Origin of the sequence: Flavobacterium sp. Leaf359 (genome assembly GCF_001423985.1) — a bacterium.
Lineage (GTDB): Bacteria > Bacteroidota > Bacteroidia > Flavobacteriales > Flavobacteriaceae > Flavobacterium > Flavobacterium lindanitolerans.
Genome location: NZ_LMPW01000012.1, coordinates 154,195 through 179,262, shown reverse-complemented (window position 1 = coordinate 179,262; position 25,068 = coordinate 154,195). Strand labels below are relative to the sequence as shown.

The window sequence follows — 25,068 nt, the reverse complement described above, 5'->3', positions numbered from 1 at the left end:
GGAATCAAAAATTCCGGGATTTTTATTTTAAGATATTTTATTATTCAGTTCCAGAAAAACAAAAGTTTCATTTTCAAGTGCACCATTGTGCTCAAAGAAAATAACCTGTTTTTCAAGTACCGCCTTAACCAGATACCGGTTTCCTTTAAAATAAGATTGTTTTACCAACACCTGTATAAAACCTGTCTGTGCCACTTTTAATTGATGCGGATACAAAAGCAGGTTGATCATTGTCCCGTTTTCGTCTTCTACCGTAATTTCATTAATCTCACCAAAAAGCGAAGCTACATATTTGTTAACCGGATTAAAATACAACTCTTTTGACGGTGCTTTTTCAAGCATTCTACCCTTTTGCATCACAATGGTCTCATCAGCAAAAGAAAGCGCATCTGCGCTGTCGTGTGTAGCCACTATACAGGTAATTCCTTTTTTCTTCAGGTAAGCAAACAGGTTTCTGCGAAGGGCATTCTTTCTAAAGTTATCAATATGGCTAAAAGGTTCGTCCAATAGCAAAACTTCAGGCTCTAAAGCCAGAACTCTTGCCAAAGCTACTCTTTGCTGTTGACCGCCACTTAAATACTTCGCTTTGGTTTTGGCATAATCAGACATTTCAACCATAGCCAGCAAATCGGCTACACGTTGCGCTTTTTCTTCTTTATAAACATTGGAAAGATATTTACCCACATTTTCCTCTACCGTTGTATAAGGCATCAGGTCAAAATCCTGTGCCAGGTATTTGATATAATCTTCTCCGGGAATCAGATTGTATTTTGGTCCTAAAATAGGCGTATCGCCATAAAAAATCTGTCCTTCATCCAAATCGTAAAGTCCATAAATTAGTTTTAAAAGCGTGCTTTTTCCGCAGCCGCTTTCACCAATTATGGCAATATTCTGGCCTTTTTGAATGGTAAAACTGATGTTCTCTATTACTTGTTTTTCGGTATAACCGAAAGAAATATTCTGGACTGATAACATGAATGTGGATTGAAGATTGCAAAGTTAGCGAAACGGGAGTTAATCTTAAAAGAAAAAGGCCTCCCAAATGGGAAGCCTTTTTGATATATTCTAATGTTATTCTTAGAATTTGTAAACCAATCCTAATCTGATATCTCTCATATCAAGACCGAAATTGAAACCATTTGTGCTGTCAACTCCATCCTCATCTGGGTTAAGAGTTTCGTAGCTCAAGATTCCGAAAGTAGCCTCAATTGCAAAGTTTTTAGCAAGGAAGTAGCTAACACCTGGAGCTACAGCAACACCAAAACCATTACCTTTTGAATCAGCAAGTGTTCCTGCTTCTAGGTTAAACTCATCATCGTAGCTCATGTAGTTTACACCCAACTGACCGAAGATAGAGAATTTAGAAGCTGGTGTAAAGTAGTATCTACCAAAAGCACCTACTGACAATGTACTGTTTTTAGCATCTGCAACACCATTATCAATTTTTGATGATCCGTATCCGAATGCAACACCAAGGGCAATGTTTTCAGTTACAAAGTAACCAACACTTGGAGCGATTTCAAAATCACTAGTTTTGAAATCTCCAGTTTTAGTTGAACCAAAACCTACAGCACCAGAAATGAATACATCACCTTTCTTGAAACCTTCTGAAGTCTCTTCCTGAGCATTAGCAAATCCGAAAGCGAATACTGCTGCTACTGTTAAAACAATTTTTTTCATGTTTGTTTAGTTTTAAAATTATGCGGCAAAAGTATAAAAAAAATAACACGAAACAACTGACATGTTATTTTTCATTTATCATTAAATTCATACAAAAACCACATAGTTCTGAAAATCAGAAAATTATCACAAAAAAGAGATAGAAACAGTCCATTTGAAAAATAAAAAAACCTCCCGTTCAGGAGGCTTTTTTTGTGTAATCTAAATTTTATTTCTTAGAAATGCAGCGCAAAACCAATTCTTACCTGAAAAACGTCATCATAAAAATCATCGTTTAAGCTTTTATTGAATCTTAAACCTGGTTCAATAGATACGTTTTGTCCTAAGAAGATGGCATAACCACCCTGGATTCCTAAATAGGAAGGATTTTCATCAGCATCTTTAATAGAAGCGCCGGAATAGTCTAACTGAACAGGAATTTGGCTGATGATATAGTACTTCGCACCTATTTTATATGTGAATGAAGAAACATCGTCCCCCATATCTACATAACCCAAACCGGCTTTGATAGCCAAATCATCCATGACAAAATACCCCCCTTCAGCACCAATAGACCATGTCGTTTCACCATCTTCAGATCTCAATCCAAAAGAAGTGTCAGCGGAATGAGCAGCACCAAACCCGGTATTTGCCTCAATTAACCATTTCCCCTTTGCAGTTTGTCCTGCATTGGCTGTACTTTTTGCATCCTGAGCATTCGCAAATCCGAAAGCGAATACTGCAGCTAGTGTTAAAACAATTCTTTTCATGTTTGTTTAGTTTTAAATTACTATCAAATTTATCAAATAATTAACATAAAAATTTGACATATTACTTTTGTTATTAACTATTAAATTAACAAAAATAAAATCTAAATCCCCCTATTTATCTGGCTTTAAGAACCAAATGAATATTTCAGAATAAAAAAGCCTTCCATAAAATGGAAAGCTTTTAAGTATAGTGAAATGGAATTAAAATCTGTAACCTGCATCAATTTGAAAACCAGTAGTATTGATATCAAAAACCGGTACGGTATCATTACTATTTGTCAACCCGGCATTATATGTTAATCAAAGAACATACCGATTGGCAATTTATAATCTCTGCCAAAATTGGTAAATTCAAACCCACTAACATCAAATTTAATTCCTTCGGGAGCATTAGCAAACCTAAAAGAACCTATCACAATTACTGATAAAAACATCATGTTCGTTAAGTTTTAAAACACAAATCAAAAACAGTAAGAAAAACACATGAAATACCTGGCTTTCATGACTTTGTTTAACTTAATTTTAAGAAAAAAAATATTAATAATTTCATAATTTTAAAATTAACTCAAAAAAACATAGCTACATTTGTTTAGCTAAAAAGCTTTAAAACTTTTAAACCACCTTAAAAAATTTATTATGAAAAAATTTATCGTAGCTGCAATTTTAATCATTGCAGGAGCAACAAATGCTGATGCACAACTTTTAAAATTTGGTATCAAAGGAGGTGTTAACTTCGCCAACTTTAACGGAGGTGCCGATGGTATCGACTACAGCAGCAGAACCGGTTTTCATGCAGGTGCGGTTGCCGAAGTAAAACTTTTTCAAAACTTTTCATTACAACCAGAATTGCTTTATACTTCGCAAGGTGCTGATGTAAAAGGGATTGGTGATTTCAACCTGGACTATGTTTCTGTTCCGGTTTTGGCTAAATTTTACTTAATCTCTGAAAAATTGAGCCTGGAAGTAGGCCCGCAGTTCTCCTTTTTAGTTGATGAAGCAAAAGAGTCTTTCGACAACAAAAGCTTTGATTTCGCGGCTGCCGGAGGTTTAGGACTTAACATTACCGATAACTTTTTCGCTCAGGCAAGATATACTATCGGACTTTCTGAAGTTTCAAAAGAGGCAGAAGTCAAAAATGCCGTTTTCCAATTATCGCTTGGATACTTTTTCTAAAAAATATATTTCTTAAAAGAGAACCGTTTTGTCAAACAAAACGGTTTTTTTATGCCTTAACATTTTATAAAGAACGGAAATTCCTATTTTTACACAAATCATCTTTCATGAAAATCATTATTATTAACGGACCTAATTTAAACCTGCTTGGAAAACGGGAACCTGAAATCTATGGCAGCCAAACTTTCGAAGAGTATTTTGTTTCGCTTCAGGCTGAATTTCCAAACGTCGAGCTTGTATACTTCCAAAGCAATATTGAAGGAGAAATCATCAGTAAACTTCAGGAAACTGGTTTTACCTTTGATGGAATTATCCTGAACGCCGCTGCCTACACCCATACTTCTGTAGGAATTGGCGATGCCGTTAAATCGATTACTACCCCGGTTATTGAAGTCCATATTTCCAATACTTTTTCCAGGGAATCTTTCAGGCATCAATCCTATATCTCGCCTAACGCAAAAGGAATCATAATCGGTTTCGGACTTGGGAGCTATAAACTTGCCATAAAAGCTTTTCTATAATTTTTTTCACCCCATACAACCATTTCATAAATAGAAACGTCTATTTATAATGTGACCGTATTACTAATTTTAAACTTCACTTAACTCTCTGCATGAAACAAATAATTACCCTCATTTTATTTGCCTTTTCTATTGTTGCTTCAGCACAAATTAAGGGAAAAATTACCGACCAGTCCGGAACTACCTTACCAGCCGTAAACGTATACATCGAAAACACCTATAATGGCACCTCTTCCAATGAAGTGGGACAATACGAACTCAATGTAAAATCATCAGGAAAATACACCGTCGTATTTCAGTATTTGGGCTATAAAACTCAAAAAATTGCCATTAATGCGGATAGGCTTCCTTATGTTTTGGATGTAACACTATTGGAAGAAAACATTGCCATTCCGGAAATTGTCATTGATTCAAAAGAAAATCCGGCCAATGCCATCATCCGTAGTGCTATTGCTGCCAGAAAACAAAATTCAGAAATGACTGCCAAATTTACAGCCGACTTCTATTCCAGAGGAATTTTCAGGGTAAAAGACATGCCTAAGAAAATTCTGGGTCAGACGATGGATGAAAAAGGTATCCTGGATTCTACCGGAACGGGAATTATGTACCTATCCGAAACGGTATCCCATATTACTTACCAAAAACCGGACAAACTAAAAGAAAGGATTATCGCATCTAAAATAAGCGGAAACGACAACGGATTCAGCTATAATACTGCCAGAAATACCGATTATGATTTCTATCAAAACTATATTGAATTCAACATCAATATGGTTTCTCCTATTGCCAGTAATGCTTTTGGCTATTACAAATTTAAAATGGAAGGTACGTTTATAGACGAAAACAACAATACCATAAACAAAATCAAAGTAACCCCTAAAAGAGACAGCGACCCGGTTTTTGAAGGTTACATCTATATTGTTGAAGATAGCTGGGCCATTTATGCCGTAGACCTTGACATCAAAGGTTACAGAATGCAGGAGCCAATTCTTGAAGTAATGAACCTTACGCAAAACTTCAGCTATAATTCCAATTCTAAAATCTGGGCCAAAAGCCTTCAGACTTTAGATTTCAGCGCAGGACTTTTCGGCATTAAGTTTACCGGAAAATTTACGCATGCCTTTAGCAATTACGAATTCAAAGAGGAATTTGAAAAGAAAACTTTTACCAAAGAAATTGTATCAATAGATAAGGAAGCCAACAAAAAAGACGACAACTTTTGGGATGCTGCCCGTCCTGTTCCTTTGACTGACGAGGAATCAAAAGACTACATCAAAAAAGACAGTATCCAGACAATCCGTAAATCCCAGACCTATCTTGACTCCGTAGACAGAAAGAAAAACCGTTTTAAACCGTTTGACCTAATTGAAGGCTATACCTTTAGAAATTCCTATAAAAACTGGAGTGTAAAATATGACGGATTAATACAAGTACCTGCTTTTAACACAGTACAAGGATGGAATTTAAATAGCGGATTTTCATTTATAAAAAGAAATCCAGATGAAAACACCTATACCAATTTTGGCGTAAGAATGAATTATGGGCTTGCAGAAGACAGGCTTAGAGCTTTTGGTTATTTCTCAACAAGATTGAACAACCAGACCAATTCTTATTTTTATGCAGCTGCCGGTAATCAAATCGTACAATTTAACAGCGCGGCTATTTCTGATGTTGTCAATTCAGTCAGCACGTTGTTTTTCAAGGACAACTACATGAAACTATACGACAAGACTTTTGGTAGAATTAGCTACCAGCAGGAAGTTGTAAACGGACTGACCTTAACCGGAAACGCCGAATATTCCAGAAGAAAATCGCTTTTCAATAATACAGACTATGTATTGATTAAAAACGATAAGGAATATACTTCAAACAATCCTTTCGCTCCTACAGCCAATTCGTTGCCAATTTTTGAAACACACCGTTTGGCAAAAGCTTCGATTTCTGCCAGAGTGAATTTCGGACAGGAATATATTTCAAGACCGGACGGAAAAATGAATATCAGAAACGAAAAATACCCGGTTCTTTTTGCAACCTATGAAAAAGCATTCGCAGGTAGCGAAAAAGAATATGAATATGATGCCATCCACGCCCGTATGACGTATGATGTTACTTTAGGAAATAAAGGAGAACTTGGAGTAAACCTAAAAGCCGGAAAGTTTTTTAATGCAGACAATATCTCTTTTGCCGATTACAAGCACTTTAACGGCAACCAGACACATATTGGCCAAACTGAAAGATACCTTAACGTATTCAATTTGCTACCGTATTATTCACACAGCACCAATGATGCCTATATTGAATTTCATGCCGAGCATAATTTCAAAGGTTACATCATGAACAGAATTCCTTTGTTGAATAAGCTAAAATCAAATCTTATGGTTGGATATCATGCAATAGCAGTACCGGATGTAAAACCTTATTCCGAGTTTTCTATAGGGTTAGACAATCTTGGTTTTGGCAAGTTCCGAATGCTGCGTGTAGATTATGTACGTTCCTACCAAAACGGATTCCAGGGCGACGGTGTCATCTTTGGATTAAAATTCCTGAACATTTTAGAATAAGCAAACAAAAAGGCGTTTCAGTTGAAACGCCTTTTTTATATCATGATTTGCCAATTATTACTCAGCAGTAATTTTAGCTCCTAATGCTTTTAATCTTTCCTCGATATTTTCATATCCTCTGTGGATTTGTTCGATGTTTTGGATTTTACTCACCCCTTTTGCAGAAAGAGCAGCAATCAACAGGGAAATTCCGGCACGTATATCAGGAGATGACATGGTTGTAGCTTTCAATTGCGATTTGAAATCGTGACCTATAACTACTGCCCTATGCGGGTCGCAAAGGATAATTTTCGCTCCCATATCTATCAGCTTATCGACAAAGAACAAACGGCTTTCAAACATTTTTTGGTGAACAAGAATACTTCCTCTTGCCTGCGTTGCCACAACCAAAACAATACTCAAAAGGTCTGGTGTAAATCCAGGCCACGGCGCATCTGAAATAGTCAGGATAGAACCGTCAATATAGTTCTGGATTTCATAACCGTCTGTATGAGCCGGGATATAAATATCATCGCCTCTTTTTTCTAATGTAATTCCAAGCTTTCTGAAAGTTCCCGGAATTACTCCAAGGTTTTCCCAGCTTACATTCTTGATTGTAATTTCGCTTCGCGTCATTGCTGCCAATCCAATCCAGGAACCGATTTCAATCATGTCCGGAAGAATCGTGTGCGTGCATCCGCCCAAAGACGAAACACCTTCAATTTCCAACAAGTTAGAACCTACTCCTGTTATCTTCGCTCCCATGGAATTCAGCATCTTGCAAAGCTGTTGCAAATACGGTTCGCAGGCAGCATTGTAAATGGATGTTTTTCCTTCAGCCAAAACAGCCGCCATTACAATATTAGCCGTTCCGGTTACAGATGCCTCATCAAGAAGCATTGTAGTTCCTGTTAATTTAGTCGCTTCAACACCATAAAAATGGTCTTCTCTATTGTAACGGAATGAAGCTCCAAGATTGATAAAGCCTTCAAAATGCGTATCCAGTCTTCTTCTGCCAATTTTATCTCCTCCCGGTTTTGGGATATATCCTTTTCCAAAACGAGCCAAAAGTGGTCCTACAATCATGATGGAACCACGTAAAGAGCTTCCTTCTTTTTTGAAAGCTTCAGATTCCAGATAAGCCATATTCACCTCATCTGAAATGAAAGTATAAGAACCTTTGCCTATTTTTTCAACTTTAACTCCAAGATTTTTCAATAAGGTAATCAGCTTATTGACATCGATAATATCCGGAATATTATTGATAGTTACTTTTTCCGGAGTAAGCAAAACCGCACATAAAATTTGCAATGCCTCATTTTTTGCCCCTTGTGGCGTAATTTCTCCTTTTAAAGGAACGCCTCCTTCAATCTTGAAAGTTTCCATTTTATTAAATTATGAGTTTATAGGTCAGAAGCTATTGGCCAACGCCAAATGCCTGCCTAACCTTGTGGTTTTCTATTGTTTTTGTTTTGATTATTCTGCTTTCCGCCATTTTTAGATTTTGTCTTTTGCGGAGTCGATTGATTTTTATTGGACATCTTTTTGTTTGTACGCATCAAATCTGTAGAATTCAGCAATTCCTCAGAACTCGTCTTAAGATTGATTTTTCCGTTTGACAATTCATACAAATGTTCAAAAATCACTTCATCCTTTACCGTATCCTTATTCCAGCTCAGGTAGGATTTTTTCATGTGATTGGCAATCACTTTTATCAACGCACTTTTCAATTCGCCTTCCTCCCATTTATTGGCCACATCTATCATATATTTGATATTGTTTCCATAAAATCGGTATTTAGGAAAGTTTTGCGGATATTTCAGGCGTTCCGGCTTTTGCTGCAGCATTTCTCTTGACGGCACCGGATAGGGAGAATCTACATCCAGCTTAAAATCAGACATAATAAAAATCTGGTCCCAAAGCTTATGTTGGAAATCAGGCACATCACGCAAATGCGGATTCAGGCTACCCATAACCGCTATAATATATTTCGCTGCCTTGTTGCGCTCATTTCTGTCTTCGATTACAGTTGCCTGATCGATTAGTTTCTGCAAATGACGTCCGTATTCCGGAATAATCAAATGCGGTCTTTCAGCATTATATTCCAGATGATGAACAATGTCGTGTGGGTTTTCTTTTATATACATAAAATCGTCGTGAAGCTTTAAAGCGATATGATTCCTTCGACTGTGGAAACTTCAATATATTTATCAATAATACTCTGTGAACTTTCCATTCTTACATTTACAGAAACACTGGTAAATTTTCCCGTTTTTGATTGCGTCGTATGAATAACAGCTCCCATGCCGTTAAAAGCATTCTCAACTGTGTCAATCTTTTGCTTGTCCGTCGGGACTATGAACTTAAAAAGGTATTCTGCCGGCCAGACATTTGCCTCGTCCAATTCTGTTTTCAGCCTTTCATAAAATTCCTGAGTCTTCTTATCCATCTTCAAAATTAAAATAAAGGCAAATATACGGTATTGATTTTAGATTTAAGACTTATGATATTAATTTAAATGTCTGTCGGGAAGTTTATACCAGATAAAGAAAAGCTGATTATGGTCGGGTCCGTTTGAATTGCATTTTTTTATTTTAGTCACAGGTTATCACGGATTAAAACAAACATCCTAAGCCTAAAAAACAATTCCTGACCTTTTTACCTTTGCTTATTTTCCCAATTCAGAGTGGTTTTCTAAAAAACAAAATTCACTTTAGTATTTAAAAATCTTTAAGTAAATTTGCCCCTTATTTTCAAAAAAGTGCAAAAAGATATTGTTGTTATCATCGGCGGTCCCGGAACTGGGAAAACAACCATCATTGATGGACTGCTTGAACGCGGACACTGCTGTTACCCTGAAATTTCACGGGAAGTAACAATGGAAGCAAAAAAACAGGGAATTGAACAATTGTTTCTTGAAAATCCGCTGCTTTTCAGCGAATTGCTTCTGGAAGGAAGAAAAAAACAATACCATGATGCCCTGAAAGAGGAAAGTCCGGTAGTTTTTATTGACCGCGGAATTCCTGACGTTTTAGCCTATATGCACTACATAGGCGATGCTTATCCGGCTTTCTTTGACGAAGCCTGCCGCGAACACAAATACACTAAAATCTTCATATTGCCACCCTGGGAAGACATTTACGAATGTGATGAAGCGCGCTATGAAAATTACGAACAGGCAACCCTAATCTACAAGCACCTTAAAGAAACTTACGAAAGTTACGGCTATTCGTTGATTGAAGTTCCAAAAGACACGGTTGATAACAGAATTCTTTTTATATTAGGGCATCTTTCGAACTAGAAACATGCAAGAAGCGTTATCGATTCTCCAAAAATACTGGAAATACGATTCATTCCGAACTCCGCAAGCTGAGATTATAGCCTCTGTCTTAGACGGACAGGATACTTTTGCCCTGATGCCAACAGGCGGCGGAAAATCTATCTGTTTTCAGATTCCTGCTCTAATGCAAAACGGCATCTGCCTCGTAGTTTCACCTCTGATTGCATTGATGAAAGACCAGACTGCCAATCTTCAGAAAAGAGGCATTAAGGCGATTGCACTCACAGGAGGCATTTCTACCGATGAAATCAGCGACCTCTTGGACAATTGCCAATTTGGCAATTATAAATTTTTATACCTGTCGCCGGAAAGATTACAAGCCGACTGGATTGTCGAACGTCTCAAAAACCTTCCCATAAATCTCATTGCTATTGATGAAGCACATTGCGTTTCACAATGGGGACACGATTTCCGTCCGGCTTATTTAAAAATCGCTTCCCTTAAAACCCATTTCCCCAAAATTCCTTTCCTGGCATTAACCGCCACTGCTACCGAGCACGTAAAAAAAGATGTCATTGCCCAGCTTGGCATGGAAAATCCGGCTGTTTTTCAAAAATCATTCGTAAGGGAAAACCTTGCCTATATGGTTTTTGAGGCCGAAGACAAACTTTACCGGATAGAGCAAATCGTAAAAAAACATCCACAACCATCCATTATTTACGTCCGAAACAGAAAAGGCTGCCTTGATACGGCTTCACAACTGGAATCCTTAGGCATAAAAGCAACTTATTATCACGGCGGACTCCATATCACCGAAAAAGAAAAAAACATGAAACTGTGGATGGAAGAAAAGGTTCAGGTCATTGTAGCGACCAATGCTTTTGGTATGGGAATAGACAAGGCAAACGTAAAAACAGTCATCCATATACAATTACCGGAAAATCTGGAAAACTATTATCAGGAAGCCGGACGTGCCGGACGAAATGGAGAAAAGGCTTTTGCCGTTTTACTGAACAGCCCTTCTGACATTCAATATTCCGAAAACCAAATACTGAACAGCCTTCCCGACAAAAAGTTCTTAAAAGAAATGTATGTCAAACTCTGTAATTTTTTCCAGATTGCATACGGAGAAGGAATCTATGAACAGTTTTCTTTCAATATCAACCAGTTTTGTGTCCAATATGGCTTTCCTGCATTAAAGACATTTAACAGCCTTCAGTTTTTAGACCGACAGGGAATCATTTCCCTTTCGCAGGAATTTTCAGAAAAAGTAACCGTACGGTTTGTTATCGAATCTAAAGAAGTAATCAGGTACATGAGCCTTAACCCGCAGGATGAAGAAATAATCCTGACCTTGTTACGCACCTATCCCGGCATTTATGAAATTGTCACCGCCATCAATATTCCGTTGGTTGCAAAAAAATCAGGTGCTAAAGAAACGCAGGTAATGGCCGTGCTGCTAAAGCTGCAGGAAAGGCAAATTATAGAATATCATGCAAAAAATAACGATTCTACTGTTACCTTTAATGAAATACGTGAAGATGACCGGACCATCAACCGGGTCTCAAAATACCTGGAAGAACAAAACAGCCTGAAAAAAGAGCAATTTGAAGCGGTTTTGGAATATGCCACCAACAATACAACCTGCAAAAGCAGACAACTCCTGAGTTATTTTGGAGAAAAAGACAGTAAAGATTGCGGTATCTGCTCCTATTGTATTCAAAAAAACAAAGTTGCAATTCCGGTGACTGCCGGCGAAAAAATACTGCATTTATTAAAAACGGCCCCAATGAGTTCGAGAGAAATTCAGTTTCGTTCCAAATTTCCGGATGAGGCACTTATCTTTGCCTTGAGACAGCTTTTAGAAACAAACAAAATAGAATTGTTGCCCAACAACAAATATACTTTAAAATAGAATGGAAAAGTTACGCATCGTTTTTATGGGAACTCCGGAATTTGCCGTAGGCATACTGGACACCATTTTGAATACTAATTTTGAAGTCGTTGGAGTAATTACTGCTCCAGACAAGCCGGCGGGTCGCGGCCAGAAAATCAAATACTCTGCCGTAAAAGAATATGCCTTAGAAAAAAACCTGAAATTACTGCAACCAACCAATCTTAAAGAGGAAGCTTTTTTAACAGAGCTAAAAGATTTAAATGCCAATCTTCAGGTAGTAGTAGCTTTCCGTATGTTGCCAAAAGTGGTTTGGGACATGCCTAAGTTTGGCACGTTTAATCTCCACGCTTCCTTACTTCCAAATTATCGGGGTGCCGCTCCTATCAACTGGGCCATTATAAACGGCGAAACCAAAACCGGCGTCACTACCTTTTTTATTGACGACAAAATAGATACCGGCGCGATGATATTGAGCAAAGAAGTAGGTATTACTCCCGATGAAAATGCAGGACAACTGCACGACACCTTAATGCATCTGGGAAGCCAGGCTGTTGCCGAAACCTTAGAACTAATCCAAAACGGAAAAGCAGAAACAACCTTACAGGTTGACTCTGCTGAAATAAAAACGGCATACAAGCTCAACAAAGACAACTGCAAGATTGACTGGAACCGTCCGGGAAAAGAAATCCACAACCAGATACGCGGACTATCTCCCTATCCGGCCGCCTGGAGTTTCTTTAGCGACAACGGTCAGGAATGGAACGTTAAGATATATGAAGCTAAATTTATAGCCCAAACGCATGCCGAAACCATTGGAAAAATAATTACCACAAAAAAGGAAATGAAAATTGCGGTCAGTGACGGCTATATAGAAATTATCCAATTACAGTTTCCGGGAAAGAAAAACCTAAAGACGTCCGAACTATTAAATGGTATCAGTTTCGGAACGAATGCCAAAGCGTTCTGACCCCGCATAAACACTGATTTCACAGCGATTTCGAGAAAAACAAGTCGGTTTTATTAACAAAAGCCCCAAGTTATCAACAAAACAGCGAAAAACACCCGAAATGTGTTGCCCAGTAAGGAAATCCTATTAAATTTGTTATAATTAACATAATGTTTAACCAACAATTAAAACTATTATTATGAACAAATCAGAATTAATTGATGCTATCGCTGCTGACGCAGGAATTTCTAAAGCAGCTGCAAAATTAGCTTTAGAGTCATTTTTAAATAACGTAGGTGGCACTTTGAAAAAAGGTGGCAGAGTATCTTTAGTAGGATTTGGATCTTGGTCAGTTTCTTCTAGAGCTGCAAGAGAAGGAAGAAATCCTCAAACTGGAAAAACTATCAAAATCGCTGCTAAAAATGTAGTGAAGTTCAAAGCTGGTGCTGAATTAGAAGGATCAGTTAACTCTAAATAGTTTTTTGTCCCGATATAAATTAAAGCCTTCCATTTGGGAGGCTTTTTTTATACTGTTCGTCGAATTAATTTGGAAAAAAAACTTTTTATTGTTAAATTTAATGAAAAATGCATCCAAATGATTTCAGAAAAACTCAAAAAAGGAATACTTCTGATCGCGGAACCATCCATAATCGGAGACCTATCATTCAATCGCTCAGTGATTTTGCTTGCAGATCATAACGAGGAAGGTTCTGTAGGATTTATCCTTAACAAACCTTTGGAATATACCATACAAGATCTGATTCCTGAAATCAATGCCAAGTTTAAGATTTATAATGGCGGACCTGTCGAACAGGACAACCTTTATTTTATCCACAATATTCCGGAAATGATTCCAAACAGTATTGAAATTTCAAACGGAATCTATTGGGGCGGCGATTTTGAATCGACTAAAGCACTTATTAACGAAGGAAAAATCAAAAAGAATAACATCCGCTTTTTCTTAGGCTATACCGGTTGGGATGCACAACAATTGGATAGGGAAATGCAGGCCAATTCATGGATTATTTCCAAGAATATCTATGAGAATAAGATTATCGGCAAATCCACCACTGATTTCTGGAAGCAGAAAATCCTCGAGTTAGGGGGCGATTATGTCATATGGTCGAATGCCCCCGAAAATCCGATACTGAATTAGCCCAAACGGATTTGCGCGTTTAATCGAAGCAGCAAGTCTTTAGCCAAGTCCATCCCATATTCTTTTTTACGATATTTTGTTATAGGCTGAATACCTCTGACTACATTCGTTATAAACAATTCATCCGCTTTTTGAAGGTCAAAAGGAGAAATTGGAGCTTCTTCCACTTCTATCGTTTCTATTTTTTTAGCAAGAGCCAAAATTTGCTTACGCATGACGCCATTCAGGCATCCTTCAGAAATTGGCGGCGTTACCAGTTTATTTCCCATAAGCATAAAAAGATTCCCGTTTAAGGCCTCAATAACATTCTTTTCATCATTAATCAAAAGACAGTTGTCATAGCCGTTCTCGTCTGCAAAAATACTTCCCGTGACATTTATCATCCTGTTGGACGATTTAATTGTAGAAAGCAAATGTTTGGTAACGATAAAATCTTTGTACAATTCGACTTCATATTGGTCTTTTTCAATTCGGTATATCGAATCTTCCAATGGCAATACCGTAATCAAAAAAGACACGTTATTGTCTTTAGGAAGGTAAAAACCTCCTTCTTTTCTGTAAACGGAAATACGGGCACGGCAGGAACCTGAAAAATTTTCCGAAGCAGCCGTAGACAAAATCTGCTCTTCGAAATATTCCATCGTAAAGTTCATCGGGATTTCCATACGAACAATCCGCATGGCAGACATCAACCTAAAATAATGATCTTCAAGAAAAAGCACTTTCCCATCTAAAATTTTTACTGTTTCAAAAACCGAATCTCCGTAAAGAAATGCTCTGTTACCAGCCAATATGTTTGCGTCGTCTGTAATAGTTCCGTTGAAATTAATCATAAAAAAAGCCCTGAAATTAAATCAGGGCAAATATAAGTCTTAAAAAGGGAATTCTGCTATACCGATCCGATTACATGTTTTAAATCGGAAATCTGGTTTTCCCATAACTGAGTCGATTCAGCCACCTCATCTTTTTCGGCAAAGTCAACCACCATTAAGGAAACATCTTTTGTGATTTCATCCACAAGGATTCGCAATTCAAAGAAATAGTCTCCGTCCTGCCCGTTTTCATCAATCCAGCGAAATTTTACTTTTTCACCTGTTTTTTTGGAAGCCAGTCTGGCTTTCTCTTCTGCGTCATCCCATATGAACGTAAAAAGCTCTCCGCGAGAATTGACATTATCAGCAAACCACTCCGATAAACCCGAAGGTGTTGATATATACTGATATAGCAATTGAGGTGAGGAATTTAAAGGAAATTCTAGTTCGTAACGTATTTTACTTTCCATAGTATGCTCTAATTTTTTTTGGAAATATATAGAATAAATTCAAGATAACTATAATTTAAAAATTATTTTTTTTGGTCATTTATATTTGCAAGCTTTAAATTTAGTTTTATATTTGCACCCGCATTCAAGGATGCATGTCTTCAGAAATGGCGAGGTAGCTCAGTTGGTTAGAGCGCAGGATTCATAACCCTGAGGTCACGGGTTCAACTCCCGTCCTCGCTACCAGGTTTAAAAAAGCCCTTACAAATTGTAAGGGCTTTTTTTATTTTTCAGGTATCGGAAGTATGCATTTTTGATTTCAAAAAAATTTAAACTGTTTTTTTATACCAATACTTAAGCCTCTTATCCTAGATGAATATTTTTGAATACGATGTGTCAAAAAAAGGCCACTCATGACAAAAATATACGATACCACAGACTATACCTCTAAAAGGTAGTTTTGAAGAAGAAAGTTGAAACAGAACACCGTATGCACCCAAAACTTTGCTGACATGCTTACCGAAAAGGCCAACCTAAAGGAAAGGATATCGACCTTTTCCGGAACCGTCGCGAAAAAACTGCGCAATGACAAATTGCACACCAACGCAATCGACGTATTCCTGATGTCCAACCCGTTCCGGCGGGGCCTGGAACAGTATGTAAAGACCGTAAGGATAAGGACCGACTTTCCGACCAATTCGACATTTGAGATAAACAGGCTTGCAATAATTGCAATGGAAATGATTTACAAGCCGGGAATAAGCTACAAGAAGGCGGGCGTTATCGTCCATTCCATTACTCCGGCCGACAGTTTCCAGATGAAAATTTTCGGAGGGGAGAATCCGAATCACCAGCACATACTGAAAGTGGTTGACAGGCTGAACAGGAAAATTGGAGACACTAAAATAAGGTTGGGAAGCCAGAGCCTGAAAAGGAAATGGAAAATGAGACGCGAGAGGCTTTCACCTTCCTATACGAGCCGTTGGAGCGACCTTATAACGGTTAACTGTGAAAACTGTTAGTTATATGGGGTATCTTCAGACAGATTTTCCCTATTCTTCCATAAAAACCCTCCCATAATACTCAGCTTAACCGTATTTTCATCTTCATTATCTGTCACAACAAGCTTGCGTTCTACCATCAAACTAATTGCATCAATATCTATTATATTGTCATTTGTAATTTCGTGTGCCGCTGTTAAAAAAGTTTGCCATAAGTTTTCAGTTCTAAGTTCTCTTATCTTTAATAATGCCAGTTGAACCAAAACTACTGGATCAACATTGGCATCAAGATTTCCGAAGAAAAATTCAAGGAAATTTTCATTTATAGATTTTAGCCTATCATTAATATCACTTAATGATTCGTTGCTAGCTCTTAAATCTTGTACAATTCTTTCTGAGCTTTCAGCATCCATTTTCCATTTATTGGAATTAGATTTCTCCAATGATAAAGAGTTATTCAATGTGGTTATCTGTGACTGGAGGTTATTAATTAAGGAGATTTTATTATTTGCATCGGAAGATAGTTCATCAAAATCTTTAGACATTATCCTGACAGCATTTCTTTGCTCTTCATACTTTTCACTATATTCATTTCTATCCTTAACGACTTCGTTATATTCCTCTCGCATAACCAAATTTTCGCTTGCAATAATTTTTGTTATTATAGGCATGATGCGATATTCAATCCACAACGAAAGAGATCTAGTTCCAACGACAATAAGATATCCAACAAACACAAAAAACAAAGTGCACAAAATATCATAAATTATAGCCTCAGATGTAAATTCTTTAGCGCCAAGTTTACTCAAATATTCTACTTTTTGTCTGAGATTTACACCCTTGTCAAAATTAAAAAGGGAATACCAAAATTGCGGATGGTGCAGGATAAGCACAATGATTAGCGTGCCAAAAAAGGGATTGGTCAGCTTATCTTTTATGTTCTGAAAGAATGAGGTGAAATATTCCAAGCTGTTGTTAAGTTAGGTTTATAACCCAAATAAAAATAAATAATCTTAAAACGCGAATTTATTTCGATGTAATGTAAAAAAAGTCGTCCGAAAAGCAATCTGATTAAAAAGGTTAAATGCACGTAAATTGCAAAAAAAATCCACCTGAAAGACGGATGCAGTTTTATTATGGTAAACTCTCAATTTTTTTTAGCAATTTTTGTCAATCAATTGCCTTCGCGGATAATACTATTGGCCTGAAGCCCTGCATAAACCGAAAAATTGCATAAACAGAAATTACATAGTTTATGCTTATTCCATAAGTAAGTGTTTAAAGCAATATACTTAAATCATATCAGCAAAAAAATAATTGTTCATTTATGGCTTATACTGATGCTTTTGTCGAAAAAAATGTCAAATCGCAACTATTTACATAAAATTGAGCGATATTTACAATTCCATTACTGAAATTGTTTGTTTGTTCATATTCGCAAATTCAGATGTGACTGAGCAGGCTGAAGCCATAACTCAATCCATACAATAAAATACTAAACTATTTGGACAAAATGAAAAGCAATTGTAAGTAAAATAGATAACAGCTTATATAGGAAGATTAAATAAAATAAGTAAATTAAATGTCACAAAAAAAAATATTTAGTAAATTAATCCAATCATTTACGGATGTTGAATTAGATACTGTCGCGCATATGTATTTAAAAGAAGTCGAAGGGAACTTCAAAACTATTAACTGTAATGGCCCTTATGATTCTGGTTTGGATTTTAGAAACATTAATATAGATGATATTGATTATCAAATACAAGCCACCACTATTGAAGAAAAAAACTTCGAAAAAAAACTATTTGGAGACTTAAAAAAAGCACAAGACAACGTTAATAACCATAATTTAACAAACAAAGTAAAGTACTTTTATTCCTATCCGATTACTAATCATACAATATTAAATTATAGAAAAAAAGCTAAAAATGAATTTGGCCTTAATCTTGAAATAATTGAAGCTAATACAATTGCTGAAGTAGCCACTATTTATGACAATGTAAAAGATACCATTTTTGAAGTATCTAATCTTGGCGAACTTCAAAAAAAAGAAAGCTCGTTTTTCAAGGATACTAAAGTTCGGGCTTTTTATGACTTAATGTCCATAGGTTCTGCAAACGACATAAAATATAATATTACTAAATCATACATAATAGTTTATCTTAAAAATAACGGTGAAAGCAATCAATTCGGTTTGTTTGAGAAGATAAACGAAGAGTTTAGTGCAGATATGTCAAATGACTATCTTGAAGGTATTCTGAGAAGAATGAACTCTGAAAAAAAAATAAAAAAAACAAAAGAATATTATATTGATCTAACCGATGCAGAACGAGAACGAATAACTTCTGTATTGGACGAATATAGCATTGAAGAAGTATTAATTAGAAAAAAGATAAACGAAGAACTTGAGCTCTTCGATCTTTCGTCAAAAACTGATGACGTTATTGTGCAATTGAGTAAATTGTACGAGAGTAATTATGCAGTAAACCTTAGTGAATTTACTTTTCGAAATTCGACGATTCACGATTTGGAAACTTCAACCATAAAATTTATTAATTATTTGGTTGAAAATGGACTTGAAAAACATGAAGCGGAAAAGCTTGCTTCTAGTTTATTTAAAATAGCTGATGACAATGTAATTCTTTCGCGTATTGCAGCAGGACAGGTTTTTTCAAAAATCAGTGATCCAGACAGATTAAATGATTATGTGTCCCAACATCACAGAAATAAGAATGTATTTATAGACACTAACGTATTAATTAATTTAATTCTTGCACATTATGATGATTCCGCACGTTACGAAGATTATCATTACAAAGTGGCATGTCAATTTCTTAAATTCGCCAAGAAAAATGATTTAAAACTTAAGACAATCAGATATTATGCTATCGAAGTTACTAATCTTTTCAAGCATGCGCTAGATCTTATCCCATTTACTAGATTGCCATACTTTGATTCTTTAGGCAAAACTGGAAACCTTCTTTATAATTTTTACCAAAATCTGAATGATTGGGGAAAGCTTGAAGAACATGTAAAAGGTTTTGAAGAGTTCCTCCGTGAATTTGAATTTGAATATAAAGGTACACAAACTACTTTTACTTATAAAAACCAAATGGAGTACTTATTGGCTTCGTTGGGAGTGGAGATTGAAGAAATGGATTGGCAATATGATATATCTATACCTAGAAAACAAATTGAAGAGGTGATTTTGAGAGATCATAAAAGTAAATCACCATTTGCAATCAAGAATGATGCAATTATGTTTATGCGATTAGGGGATCCAGATGTAGATATCAATCCAATAGAACCTATATTCTGTACTTGGGATATGATATTAAATGAGGCAAGAAAATTATATTTCAAAGAGTATCCTAATTGTACTAAATGGTTTACATATACACCTACAAGATTAATGGATCATTTTTCAATGATGGGAATGAAAGTCCAACAAGGGGCACTTTCAAATGAACTCCTCACAATTTTGGACGATAATTACAACTTTCAAGAGCAAACTCAGTCACTCCTTGACTCCCTGAAGATTATTATAAATCCTAATGACGAAACCGGACTAAAATACACAAAAAAGCTGGCAGAATTACGGAATAAGGAAATTATACAAATTCATCATGTTGATCAGGATGAACCTGAAATGGAAAAACAAATAAACCCTGTTGACATAGTTTTTAATAGCTTACTTTTAAATTATTCTTCAAATGAGGTAACTGCGAGTCGATTAGATTCATTAAAGATTTTGTTTACAAAGGAAGACAAATATGATGAAGTCATCCTAATTCTTAAGGAGCAAATTGAATATTATTCTAGGAACAGAAAGATTAGTGATAGTCTTTACACAAAAATCGACGAACTAATGTAGTAAAACGTTGAACACTACGATTCTGACAATGCATTTCATTGACACTTTATGAATGATGCCAGCTGAAATCCTTGATTTGGCTTCTAAAGTCTGTACAGTTATCGGTTGCAATTCAGAATCAAAACTCATAACCCTAAGGTCACGGGTTCAACTCCCGTCCTCGCTACTAGAAATGGCAAAGGCTGACAGAAAACTGTCAGCCTTTTTTTCTTTTCCCCAACAGCAGGTATAATCCTTTATACATTCTCCTAATCAAATTTATACTCTAACATTAGCGCAACCAGCACTCACATTCTCATTGACAATTTTTCATATCAGAAACTGAAAAAATGTCATTTTTTTCGCTTGGCACATTTTTGGATTTTTACATGAAGCACACATCAAATTAGTGCATTATTTAAAAAATATTGTCAAACAATTTAAAAGTTAAATGTTATGAATCTTATCAAAAGAAACGGAAATCACACACCAGGTTTCCACCGTTCGTTTTTTGATGACATTTTTGGCCGTGAGCTTTTCAATTGGGAAAACAACAATTTTTCTACCACAAGCACAACGTTGCCATCTGTAAACATCAAAGAAACCACAGACACTTATGAAGTTGAAGTCGCTGCTCCGGGACTGGAAAAAAACGACTTCAAAGTCACTCTTGACGGCAATTTGCTGACTATTTCTTCAGAAAAAGAAAATAAGCAGGTAAGCGAGCAACAAAATTTCACACGCAGGGAATTCAGCTACCAATCATTTCAACGTAGTTTTGAATTACCAAAAAATGTGGTCGATGAAGAAAATATCAGCGCCCGATATGAAAACGGGCTCTTGCTGTTATCTATTCCAAAAAAGGAAGAAGCTAAACAGAAGCCTCCAAGAATGATTGAAATCCAATAACACCAATCATTTACCATTTAAAAGCTGCCCTTCGGGGCAGTTTTGCATTATCTTTAAAAGCCATTGCTATGTCATCACAATTATTCTCAGGGATAGCTGTGCTGTCCTTTGTACTATTGTTGCTTATTCTCCTCCTGCGCAGATTGAAGCAACCTTATTTCATTGCTTATATTGCATCCGGTTTACTTCTTGGTCCAAAAGTTTTAAACATCATCCATTCGCCGGAAGTGGTGTCGGAATTGGGAGAAATTGGTATAGTGCTACTCATGTTTTCGATTGGAGCTCATATTGACCTTCGGAATCTCAGCAAAAATTTTTACAAACCATTATTAATAGCTTTTGTACAAGTTGCATTAAGTTTCTTCTTTATGTACTGTATAGGCAAACAGGCGGGATGGAATATCAATACGATTGTTTTAACCTCTTTTATTATAAGCCTGAGCAGTTCAGCCATTGTATTCCAATATCTGGCAAGGACAGGAGAAATTAAGAGTCAGCTTGGCATCATTACCTGTGGCGTATTGTTAATGCAGGATATTCTTGTTGTACCAATGATACTAACGCTAAATTTTATGTCGGGCAGTAACGCATCCATGCAGGACCTGGTAAAAGTTTGCGTAGGCGGCATACTGATACTTTTATTTTTAAGAGCCGCTATTACAAAGAAACTTTTCCGGATTCCAATGCGAAGAGAAATTATCGCCGACCATGATCTGCAGGTTTTTATTGGTTTTTGTATATGTTTCGGAATGGCATGGATTAGCTCCTGGTTTGGCCTGTCGCATGCTTTCGGTGCTTTTGCCGCGGGAATAATAATTGGCCGGGACAAAGCGACACGATGGCTTGAAAAATCATTTATTCCATTCAGGGTATTTTTTATGGCTTTCTTCTTTCTGGCAGTAGGATTGCAGCTCGACATCCGCTTTTTTGTTGAGAATATGGATACAATTATTATGGTTACGGTAAGTGTACTGCTAATAAACAGCCTAATTAACAGCCTGCTTTTTAAGCTCACCGGAAATAATTGGAGAGACAGTATATATGGTGGCGCACTTTTATCACAGATTGGAGAATTTAGCTTTATGCTTGCTACATTAGGAGCTTCCCTGGGATTGGTTACAAGTTATACGTATCAGATTACACTTGCCGTTATTACTTTCACCATGCTTCTAACGACAATATGGCTGACAATAATACAACAGTTGATCTATCGCTTACCAATTGCAAAGAACATGAGAATATAAAAGAACTTACAAAGATGTATCTGCCTGAAAGTTTCAGTCAGAATAGTTGTAATTACAATTAATTTAATAGTATTTGAAATGGACAATTTATTTTTCATCTCACTCAATATTAAAACAGCATCCGGTTTTGAAAACTATGCAACCTACAATCTCGGTTCGAACAAAGAGAAGGCAAAAGCAATTTTTGACCAGCTGTATGGTTCATTAGATATCTCAGACAAAACCGTTCTGACAATGGATTTTACCGAAATGAAAGATGGAATACCCCTACCCATAGCAATGCTGGACTGTACTTTTGACCAGATTATCTCTAACACAAGAATTATTACACGAGAAATATTTAAAAATTTAAATCTGGAAGAGGAATGAAACATGTTTGTCGGAAATCAGATTAGAATTTTAGATACGCGCCACAATAATCATATATGTAAAATTTACTTTTTACTTAATTTTAAATGAAATGCAAGAAAACTTTATTGTAATTTTAAATAATTAACGGAGGAATTTAAATCCATAATCATTTTGGAAATGATTATTAATTTTAAACAAACTATGGATAAAGTAAGAAATCAAACGCTTACAACTCTCTTGGATGTGTGCAGTATAGTATTTCTTATTTTATTCCCACATCTTGCCCCACTGCCATTCTACTTGTATGCTGTTATATGCTTAGTGGTAATTTGGTTTCTTCTGCGAAAAAAAGGAATGTCATTCCGTGACCTGGGCCTTTCTAAAAGCCGCTTTACTCTAAAAACCATTTTAGCAAGTATAATTTCCGGTTTGATATGGGTAGTTTTTATGCAGTTTATTTATATTCCTGTAATCAAAAGCCTATTTGTTGTACCGGATTATACAGAATACAATTTCATACAGGGCAGCCTCTCCAAGCTCATAATGACCATTAGCGCTGCATGGCTCATAGGCGGTTTTTATGAAGAAATTGTATTTCGTGGCTATATACAATCCTTATTTGAAAAATGGATTCCCAAAAGCTCAAGGATTCCATGGAGCATTATTATTACAAGCCTATTATTTGGCCTTTACCATTGGCAACAGGACACTTTTGGTATTATAGCGGCGACGCTGGGAGGACTATATTGGGGATTTCTATACCGAAAATACAATAACAATCTTTGGATTGTCATTCTTTCACATGCATTATTTGATACTATCACTCTACTACTTATTTATACCGGAGTATTCGGTAATTTAAATTAATTATTGCGGCTGATTTCCTAATCAAATATTGCTTTTTACAAAATTAAATAAGACATTTAAAAACTAAATTTTATAAAATTCAAAATGAAAAAAGGAATTCTTTTATTCGCATTAACATCAATGATATTCTCGTGCAACAAGAAATCTGAAGGCGACCAGAATACGGAAGCAGAAACAGAGCAAGTTTCTGAAAAAAACAACCAACCAGAGACAGAAAAAAAATTCAATATTGAAGACATCGCTTTTTCGAATGCCAGCATAGGCGATTTCCCATTTTTCACTCTACCACAAGGACTAACGCAGCAAAACAAACCATTGGAAAAAAAATTCGATGTTTGTTATTTCCCTGTTGACGGCATAATGACTCCATTTGAAGGCAGGCTCTACAAAGCCAATATAACTTCCAAGCCGGGCGAAGAATTTTCACAGCGGTATTTCGAAAAGAGTCTTGAAGATTATCTCACTTCAGTGGGAGCAGTAAAGGTTTTTGATGGAAAAATTTCTTCCGAAGAATATGACCGATACAACAAACAGGATCCAAATAAAGGCGATGAAGGTGATATTGGTTATGCAGACGAACAGATTAAATTTTACATTATCCGTACAAAAGATAAAGGAAATATTTATGTTCAGTTTTCTGCTAATAATGCTGCCGGAAAGCTTAATATTCTTCAGGAAGAAGCATTCAAACAAACCATAACAAAGGTTACAGCAGATGAAATAGCAAAAGATTTAGCAGAAAAAGGCAAATCAATCCTATACATTAATTTTGATGTAGATAAATCTACCATTTTACCTGACGGTAAGGAAATCGTAAAAGAAATAGCTGGAGCATTAAAAGAAAATTCTTCTTTAAAAATTGCCATAGAAGGACATACTGACAATTCAGGTAATGCCACTCACAATAAAAAATTGTCCGATGATCGTGCTAAAGCTGTATTGTCTGCCTTAACAGCACAGGGAATTGACCAATCAAGACTTTCAGCTAAAGGTTTTGGGGCAGAACGTCCATTAGTTCCAAACGATTCAGAGGATAATAAAGCCAAAAACCGAAGAGTAGAACTGGTTAAGATAAAGTAAAAAGAATAAAATGATATCCAAATCTGGGATTGGTTTTTCTGAATTGAAAATATTTAATCCGCCTCAATTTGGCTAAATAGATGTAAAAATGAATTGTTCGTTCAAATAATTACCGTTCCGATTCCCTATAAAAAAGGCTAACAGAAAACAGGTTAGCCTTTTTTTTAAAAAGACTCACTTTATATTATTCCACAAAAGCAACCCGCTTATTATTCTTTGCGGTTTCCCTTCCCCATTCAGAAATAGCCTGGAGTAACGGGATTAGTGTTGTTCCAAATTCTGTCAGCTCGTACTCTACTTTTAATGGTGGCTTGCTGGCATGAACGGTGCGCTTAATTAAACCGTCTTCTTCCAGTTCCTTTAATTGGAGACTGATGGTACGTTCCGTAACCATTGGCAGCTCTTTTCGCAATTCGCTATAGCGTAATTTCCGAATCAAATGAATAAGAATGACCGCTTTCCATTTCCCACCAATATATTTCATGGTAAGGCTGGTAGTGCAGGGATATTTTTTGTCGTCTATGCAATACATTTATACTATCTATTTTGACCGTTAT

Annotated in this window: 26 protein-coding genes and 1 tRNA gene; 16 read left to right on the top strand and 11 right to left on the bottom strand. The window is 36.2% G+C overall.

Going from position 1 to position 25,068, the window contains the following annotated elements:
- Window positions 1-27 precede the first annotated feature (27 nt).
- The 4 genes from ASG38_RS09110 to ASG38_RS17685 form a co-directional block, all read right to left on the bottom strand.
- The gene (locus tag ASG38_RS09110; RefSeq protein WP_056069521.1) at window positions 28-975 is read right to left on the bottom strand and encodes an ABC transporter ATP-binding protein; all 948 of its coding nucleotides are present in this window, start codon (window positions 973-975) and stop codon (window positions 28-30) included.
- Window positions 976-1,077: 102 nt separating this feature from the next.
- Window positions 1,078-1,680 carry an outer membrane protein gene (locus ASG38_RS09105; protein WP_056069519.1) on the bottom strand — a complete coding sequence of 201 codons (603 nt, stop codon included), beginning with the start codon at window positions 1,678-1,680 and terminating at the stop codon, window positions 1,078-1,080.
- Window positions 1,681-1,895: 215 nt separating this feature from the next.
- Entirely contained in the window at window positions 1,896-2,429 is a 534-nt protein-coding gene (locus ASG38_RS18010; protein WP_056069517.1) for a hypothetical protein, read from the bottom strand.
- A 296-nt stretch (window positions 2,430-2,725) separates the two neighbouring features.
- A complete protein-coding gene (locus ASG38_RS17685) occupies window positions 2,726-2,866 on the bottom strand; it encodes a hypothetical protein (protein WP_157486131.1) in 141 nt (46 codons plus the stop codon).
- Window positions 2,867-3,065: 199 nt separating this feature from the next.
- On the opposite strand from ASG38_RS17685, the gene ASG38_RS09095 reads away from it, so the two are divergent.
- The 3 genes from ASG38_RS09095 (at window position 3,066) to ASG38_RS09085 (ending at window position 6,684) form a co-directional block, all read left to right on the top strand.
- Entirely contained in the window at window positions 3,066-3,602 is a 537-nt protein-coding gene (locus ASG38_RS09095) for a porin family protein (RefSeq protein ID WP_056069515.1), read from the top strand.
- A 107-nt stretch (window positions 3,603-3,709) separates the two neighbouring features.
- Window positions 3,710-4,123, top strand: coding sequence for a type II 3-dehydroquinate dehydratase (gene aroQ, locus ASG38_RS09090; protein WP_056069512.1), 414 nt, complete (start codon window positions 3,710-3,712; stop codon window positions 4,121-4,123).
- Window positions 4,124-4,215: 92 nt separating this feature from the next.
- Entirely contained in the window at window positions 4,216-6,684 is a 2,469-nt protein-coding gene (locus tag ASG38_RS09085) for a DUF5686 and carboxypeptidase regulatory-like domain-containing protein (protein WP_056069510.1), read from the top strand.
- 57 nt (window positions 6,685-6,741) lie between these two features.
- Here the strand turns inward: ASG38_RS09085 and murA are convergent, their stop codons facing one another.
- From murA to ASG38_RS09070, 3 genes are read right to left on the bottom strand one after another with little or no spacing between them, the layout of a single operon-like run.
- On the bottom strand, window positions 6,742-8,049 hold the full coding sequence (murA, locus tag ASG38_RS09080) for a UDP-N-acetylglucosamine 1-carboxyvinyltransferase (protein WP_056069507.1): 1,308 nt from the start codon (window positions 8,047-8,049) through the stop codon (window positions 6,742-6,744).
- A 56-nt stretch (window positions 8,050-8,105) separates the two neighbouring features.
- Complete coding sequence (locus ASG38_RS09075) at window positions 8,106-8,810, bottom strand: DUF4290 domain-containing protein (protein WP_056069504.1); 705 nt, start codon at window positions 8,808-8,810, stop codon at window positions 8,106-8,108.
- A gap of 17 nt (window positions 8,811-8,827) precedes the next feature.
- The gene (locus ASG38_RS09070) at window positions 8,828-9,112 is read right to left on the bottom strand and encodes a DUF493 family protein (protein ID WP_056069501.1); all 285 of its coding nucleotides are present in this window, start codon (window positions 9,110-9,112) and stop codon (window positions 8,828-8,830) included.
- Between the two features lie 312 nt (window positions 9,113-9,424).
- Between ASG38_RS09070 and ASG38_RS09065 the strand changes: the two genes are divergently transcribed.
- The 5 genes from ASG38_RS09065 to ASG38_RS09045 all read left to right on the top strand — a co-directional run bounded on the left by ASG38_RS09065 (window position 9,425) and on the right by ASG38_RS09045 (window position 13,942).
- Entirely contained in the window at window positions 9,425-9,964 is a 540-nt protein-coding gene (locus ASG38_RS09065; protein ID WP_056069499.1) for an AAA family ATPase, read from the top strand.
- Window positions 9,965-9,968: 4 nt separating this feature from the next.
- Window positions 9,969-11,858 carry an ATP-dependent DNA helicase RecQ gene (locus tag ASG38_RS09060; RefSeq protein WP_056069496.1) on the top strand — a complete coding sequence of 630 codons (1,890 nt, stop codon included), beginning with the start codon at window positions 9,969-9,971 and terminating at the stop codon, window positions 11,856-11,858.
- Between the two features lies 1 nt (window position 11,859).
- Window positions 11,860-12,807, top strand: a complete 948-nt coding sequence (fmt, locus tag ASG38_RS09055) for a methionyl-tRNA formyltransferase (protein ID WP_056069493.1) — start codon at window positions 11,860-11,862, stop codon at window positions 12,805-12,807.
- Window positions 12,808-12,985: 178 nt separating this feature from the next.
- Entirely contained in the window at window positions 12,986-13,264 is a 279-nt protein-coding gene (locus ASG38_RS09050) for an HU family DNA-binding protein (protein WP_056069491.1), read from the top strand.
- Window positions 13,265-13,381: 117 nt separating this feature from the next.
- The gene (locus tag ASG38_RS09045; protein ID WP_056071367.1) at window positions 13,382-13,942 is read left to right on the top strand and encodes a YqgE/AlgH family protein; all 561 of its coding nucleotides are present in this window, start codon (window positions 13,382-13,384) and stop codon (window positions 13,940-13,942) included.
- Here ASG38_RS09045 and ASG38_RS09040 read toward each other — a convergent pair.
- Window positions 13,939-14,775: an aminotransferase class IV gene (locus ASG38_RS09040; protein ID WP_056069489.1), complete on the bottom strand. Its 837-nt coding sequence runs from the start codon at window positions 14,773-14,775 to the stop codon at window positions 13,939-13,941. The genes ASG38_RS09045 and ASG38_RS09040 overlap by 4 nt on opposite strands.
- A gap of 56 nt (window positions 14,776-14,831) precedes the next feature.
- Complete coding sequence (locus ASG38_RS09035) at window positions 14,832-15,224, bottom strand: START-like domain-containing protein (RefSeq protein ID WP_056069486.1); 393 nt, start codon at window positions 15,222-15,224, stop codon at window positions 14,832-14,834.
- A 148-nt stretch (window positions 15,225-15,372) separates the two neighbouring features.
- Between ASG38_RS09035 and ASG38_RS09030 the strand changes: the two genes are divergently transcribed.
- Window positions 15,373-15,449 (top strand) — tRNA-Met (locus tag ASG38_RS09030).
- A gap of 227 nt (window positions 15,450-15,676) precedes the next feature.
- Entirely contained in the window at window positions 15,677-16,225 is a 549-nt protein-coding gene (locus tag ASG38_RS09025; RefSeq protein WP_255354198.1) for a DUF4113 domain-containing protein, read from the top strand.
- Here the strand turns inward: ASG38_RS09025 and ASG38_RS09020 are convergent.
- Window positions 16,222-17,172: a hypothetical protein gene (locus tag ASG38_RS09020; RefSeq protein WP_056069479.1), complete on the bottom strand. Its 951-nt coding sequence runs from the start codon at window positions 17,170-17,172 to the stop codon at window positions 16,222-16,224. The two genes, ASG38_RS09025 and ASG38_RS09020, sit on opposite strands and share 4 nt — an antisense overlap.
- A gap of 614 nt (window positions 17,173-17,786) precedes the next feature.
- On the opposite strand from ASG38_RS09020, the gene ASG38_RS09015 reads away from it, so the two are divergent.
- The 6 genes from ASG38_RS09015 (at window position 17,787) to ASG38_RS08990 (ending at window position 24,511) form a co-directional block, all read left to right on the top strand.
- Entirely contained in the window at window positions 17,787-20,081 is a 2,295-nt protein-coding gene (locus ASG38_RS09015) for a hypothetical protein (RefSeq protein WP_056069472.1), read from the top strand.
- 435 nt (window positions 20,082-20,516) lie between these two features.
- Window positions 20,517-20,969, top strand: coding sequence for an Hsp20/alpha crystallin family protein (locus ASG38_RS09010; RefSeq protein WP_056069469.1), 453 nt, complete (start codon window positions 20,517-20,519; stop codon window positions 20,967-20,969).
- A 68-nt stretch (window positions 20,970-21,037) separates the two neighbouring features.
- On the top strand, window positions 21,038-22,213 hold the full coding sequence (locus ASG38_RS09005) for a cation:proton antiporter (RefSeq protein WP_056069465.1): 1,176 nt from the start codon (window positions 21,038-21,040) through the stop codon (window positions 22,211-22,213).
- 78 nt (window positions 22,214-22,291) lie between these two features.
- Window positions 22,292-22,582, top strand: a complete 291-nt coding sequence (locus ASG38_RS09000; RefSeq protein ID WP_056069461.1) for a hypothetical protein — start codon at window positions 22,292-22,294, stop codon at window positions 22,580-22,582.
- Between the two features lie 336 nt (window positions 22,583-22,918).
- The gene (locus ASG38_RS08995; RefSeq protein WP_162239684.1) at window positions 22,919-23,431 is read left to right on the top strand and encodes a CPBP family intramembrane glutamic endopeptidase; all 513 of its coding nucleotides are present in this window, start codon (window positions 22,919-22,921) and stop codon (window positions 23,429-23,431) included.
- An 84-nt stretch (window positions 23,432-23,515) separates the two neighbouring features.
- Window positions 23,516-24,511 (top strand): OmpA family protein, encoded by a 996-nt coding sequence (locus ASG38_RS08990; RefSeq protein ID WP_056069454.1) that lies wholly within the window; start codon window positions 23,516-23,518, stop codon window positions 24,509-24,511.
- A 184-nt stretch (window positions 24,512-24,695) separates the two neighbouring features.
- Here the strand turns inward: ASG38_RS08990 and ASG38_RS08985 are convergent, their stop codons facing one another.
- Entirely contained in the window at window positions 24,696-25,043 is a 348-nt protein-coding gene (locus ASG38_RS08985) for a helix-turn-helix domain-containing protein (RefSeq protein ID WP_056069450.1), read from the bottom strand.
- Between the last annotated feature and the right edge of the window lie 25 nt (window positions 25,044-25,068).

What these genes read in the sequence shown, in the direction of transcription:
- ASG38_RS09060 (WP_056069496.1), top strand. Translation starts at nt 9,969, where the DNA reads ATGCAAGAAGCGTTATCGATTCTCCAAAAATACTGGAAATACGATTCA.
- ASG38_RS09040 (WP_056069489.1), bottom strand. Translation starts at nt 14,775, where the DNA reads ATGATTAATTTCAACGGAACTATTACAGACGACGCAAACATATTGGCT.
- ASG38_RS18010 (WP_056069517.1), bottom strand. Translation starts at nt 2,429, where the DNA reads ATGAAAAGAATTGTTTTAACACTAGCTGCAGTATTCGCTTTCGGATTT.
- ASG38_RS09035 (WP_056069486.1), bottom strand. Translation starts at nt 15,224, where the DNA reads ATGGAAAGTAAAATACGTTACGAACTAGAATTTCCTTTAAATTCCTCA.
- ASG38_RS17685 (WP_157486131.1), bottom strand. Translation starts at nt 2,866, where the DNA reads ATGATGTTTTTATCAGTAATTGTGATAGGTTCTTTTAGGTTTGCTAAT.
- ASG38_RS09005 (WP_056069465.1), top strand. Translation starts at nt 21,038, where the DNA reads ATGTCATCACAATTATTCTCAGGGATAGCTGTGCTGTCCTTTGTACTA.
- aroQ (WP_056069512.1), top strand. Translation starts at nt 3,710, where the DNA reads ATGAAAATCATTATTATTAACGGACCTAATTTAAACCTGCTTGGAAAA.
- ASG38_RS09010 (WP_056069469.1), top strand. Translation starts at nt 20,517, where the DNA reads ATGAATCTTATCAAAAGAAACGGAAATCACACACCAGGTTTCCACCGT.
- fmt (WP_056069493.1), top strand. Translation starts at nt 11,860, where the DNA reads ATGGAAAAGTTACGCATCGTTTTTATGGGAACTCCGGAATTTGCCGTA.
- ASG38_RS09070 (WP_056069501.1), bottom strand. Translation starts at nt 9,112, where the DNA reads ATGGATAAGAAGACTCAGGAATTTTATGAAAGGCTGAAAACAGAATTG.
- ASG38_RS09085 (WP_056069510.1), top strand. Translation starts at nt 4,216, where the DNA reads ATGAAACAAATAATTACCCTCATTTTATTTGCCTTTTCTATTGTTGCT.
- ASG38_RS09075 (WP_056069504.1), bottom strand. Translation starts at nt 8,810, where the DNA reads ATGTATATAAAAGAAAACCCACACGACATTGTTCATCATCTGGAATAT.
- ASG38_RS08985 (WP_056069450.1), bottom strand. Translation starts at nt 25,043, where the DNA reads ATGTATTGCATAGACGACAAAAAATATCCCTGCACTACCAGCCTTACC.
- ASG38_RS09095 (WP_056069515.1), top strand. Translation starts at nt 3,066, where the DNA reads ATGAAAAAATTTATCGTAGCTGCAATTTTAATCATTGCAGGAGCAACA.
- ASG38_RS08995 (WP_162239684.1), top strand. Translation starts at nt 22,919, where the DNA reads ATGTCATTCCGTGACCTGGGCCTTTCTAAAAGCCGCTTTACTCTAAAA.
- ASG38_RS08990 (WP_056069454.1), top strand. Translation starts at nt 23,516, where the DNA reads ATGAAAAAAGGAATTCTTTTATTCGCATTAACATCAATGATATTCTCG.
- ASG38_RS09110 (WP_056069521.1), bottom strand. Translation starts at nt 975, where the DNA reads ATGTTATCAGTCCAGAATATTTCTTTCGGTTATACCGAAAAACAAGTA.
- murA (WP_056069507.1), bottom strand. Translation starts at nt 8,049, where the DNA reads ATGGAAACTTTCAAGATTGAAGGAGGCGTTCCTTTAAAAGGAGAAATT.
- ASG38_RS09045 (WP_056071367.1), top strand. Translation starts at nt 13,382, where the DNA reads ATGATTTCAGAAAAACTCAAAAAAGGAATACTTCTGATCGCGGAACCA.
- ASG38_RS09015 (WP_056069472.1), top strand. Translation starts at nt 17,787, where the DNA reads ATGTCACAAAAAAAAATATTTAGTAAATTAATCCAATCATTTACGGAT.
- ASG38_RS09050 (WP_056069491.1), top strand. Translation starts at nt 12,986, where the DNA reads ATGAACAAATCAGAATTAATTGATGCTATCGCTGCTGACGCAGGAATT.
- ASG38_RS09105 (WP_056069519.1), bottom strand. Translation starts at nt 1,680, where the DNA reads ATGAAAAAAATTGTTTTAACAGTAGCAGCAGTATTCGCTTTCGGATTT.
- ASG38_RS09000 (WP_056069461.1), top strand. Translation starts at nt 22,292, where the DNA reads ATGGACAATTTATTTTTCATCTCACTCAATATTAAAACAGCATCCGGT.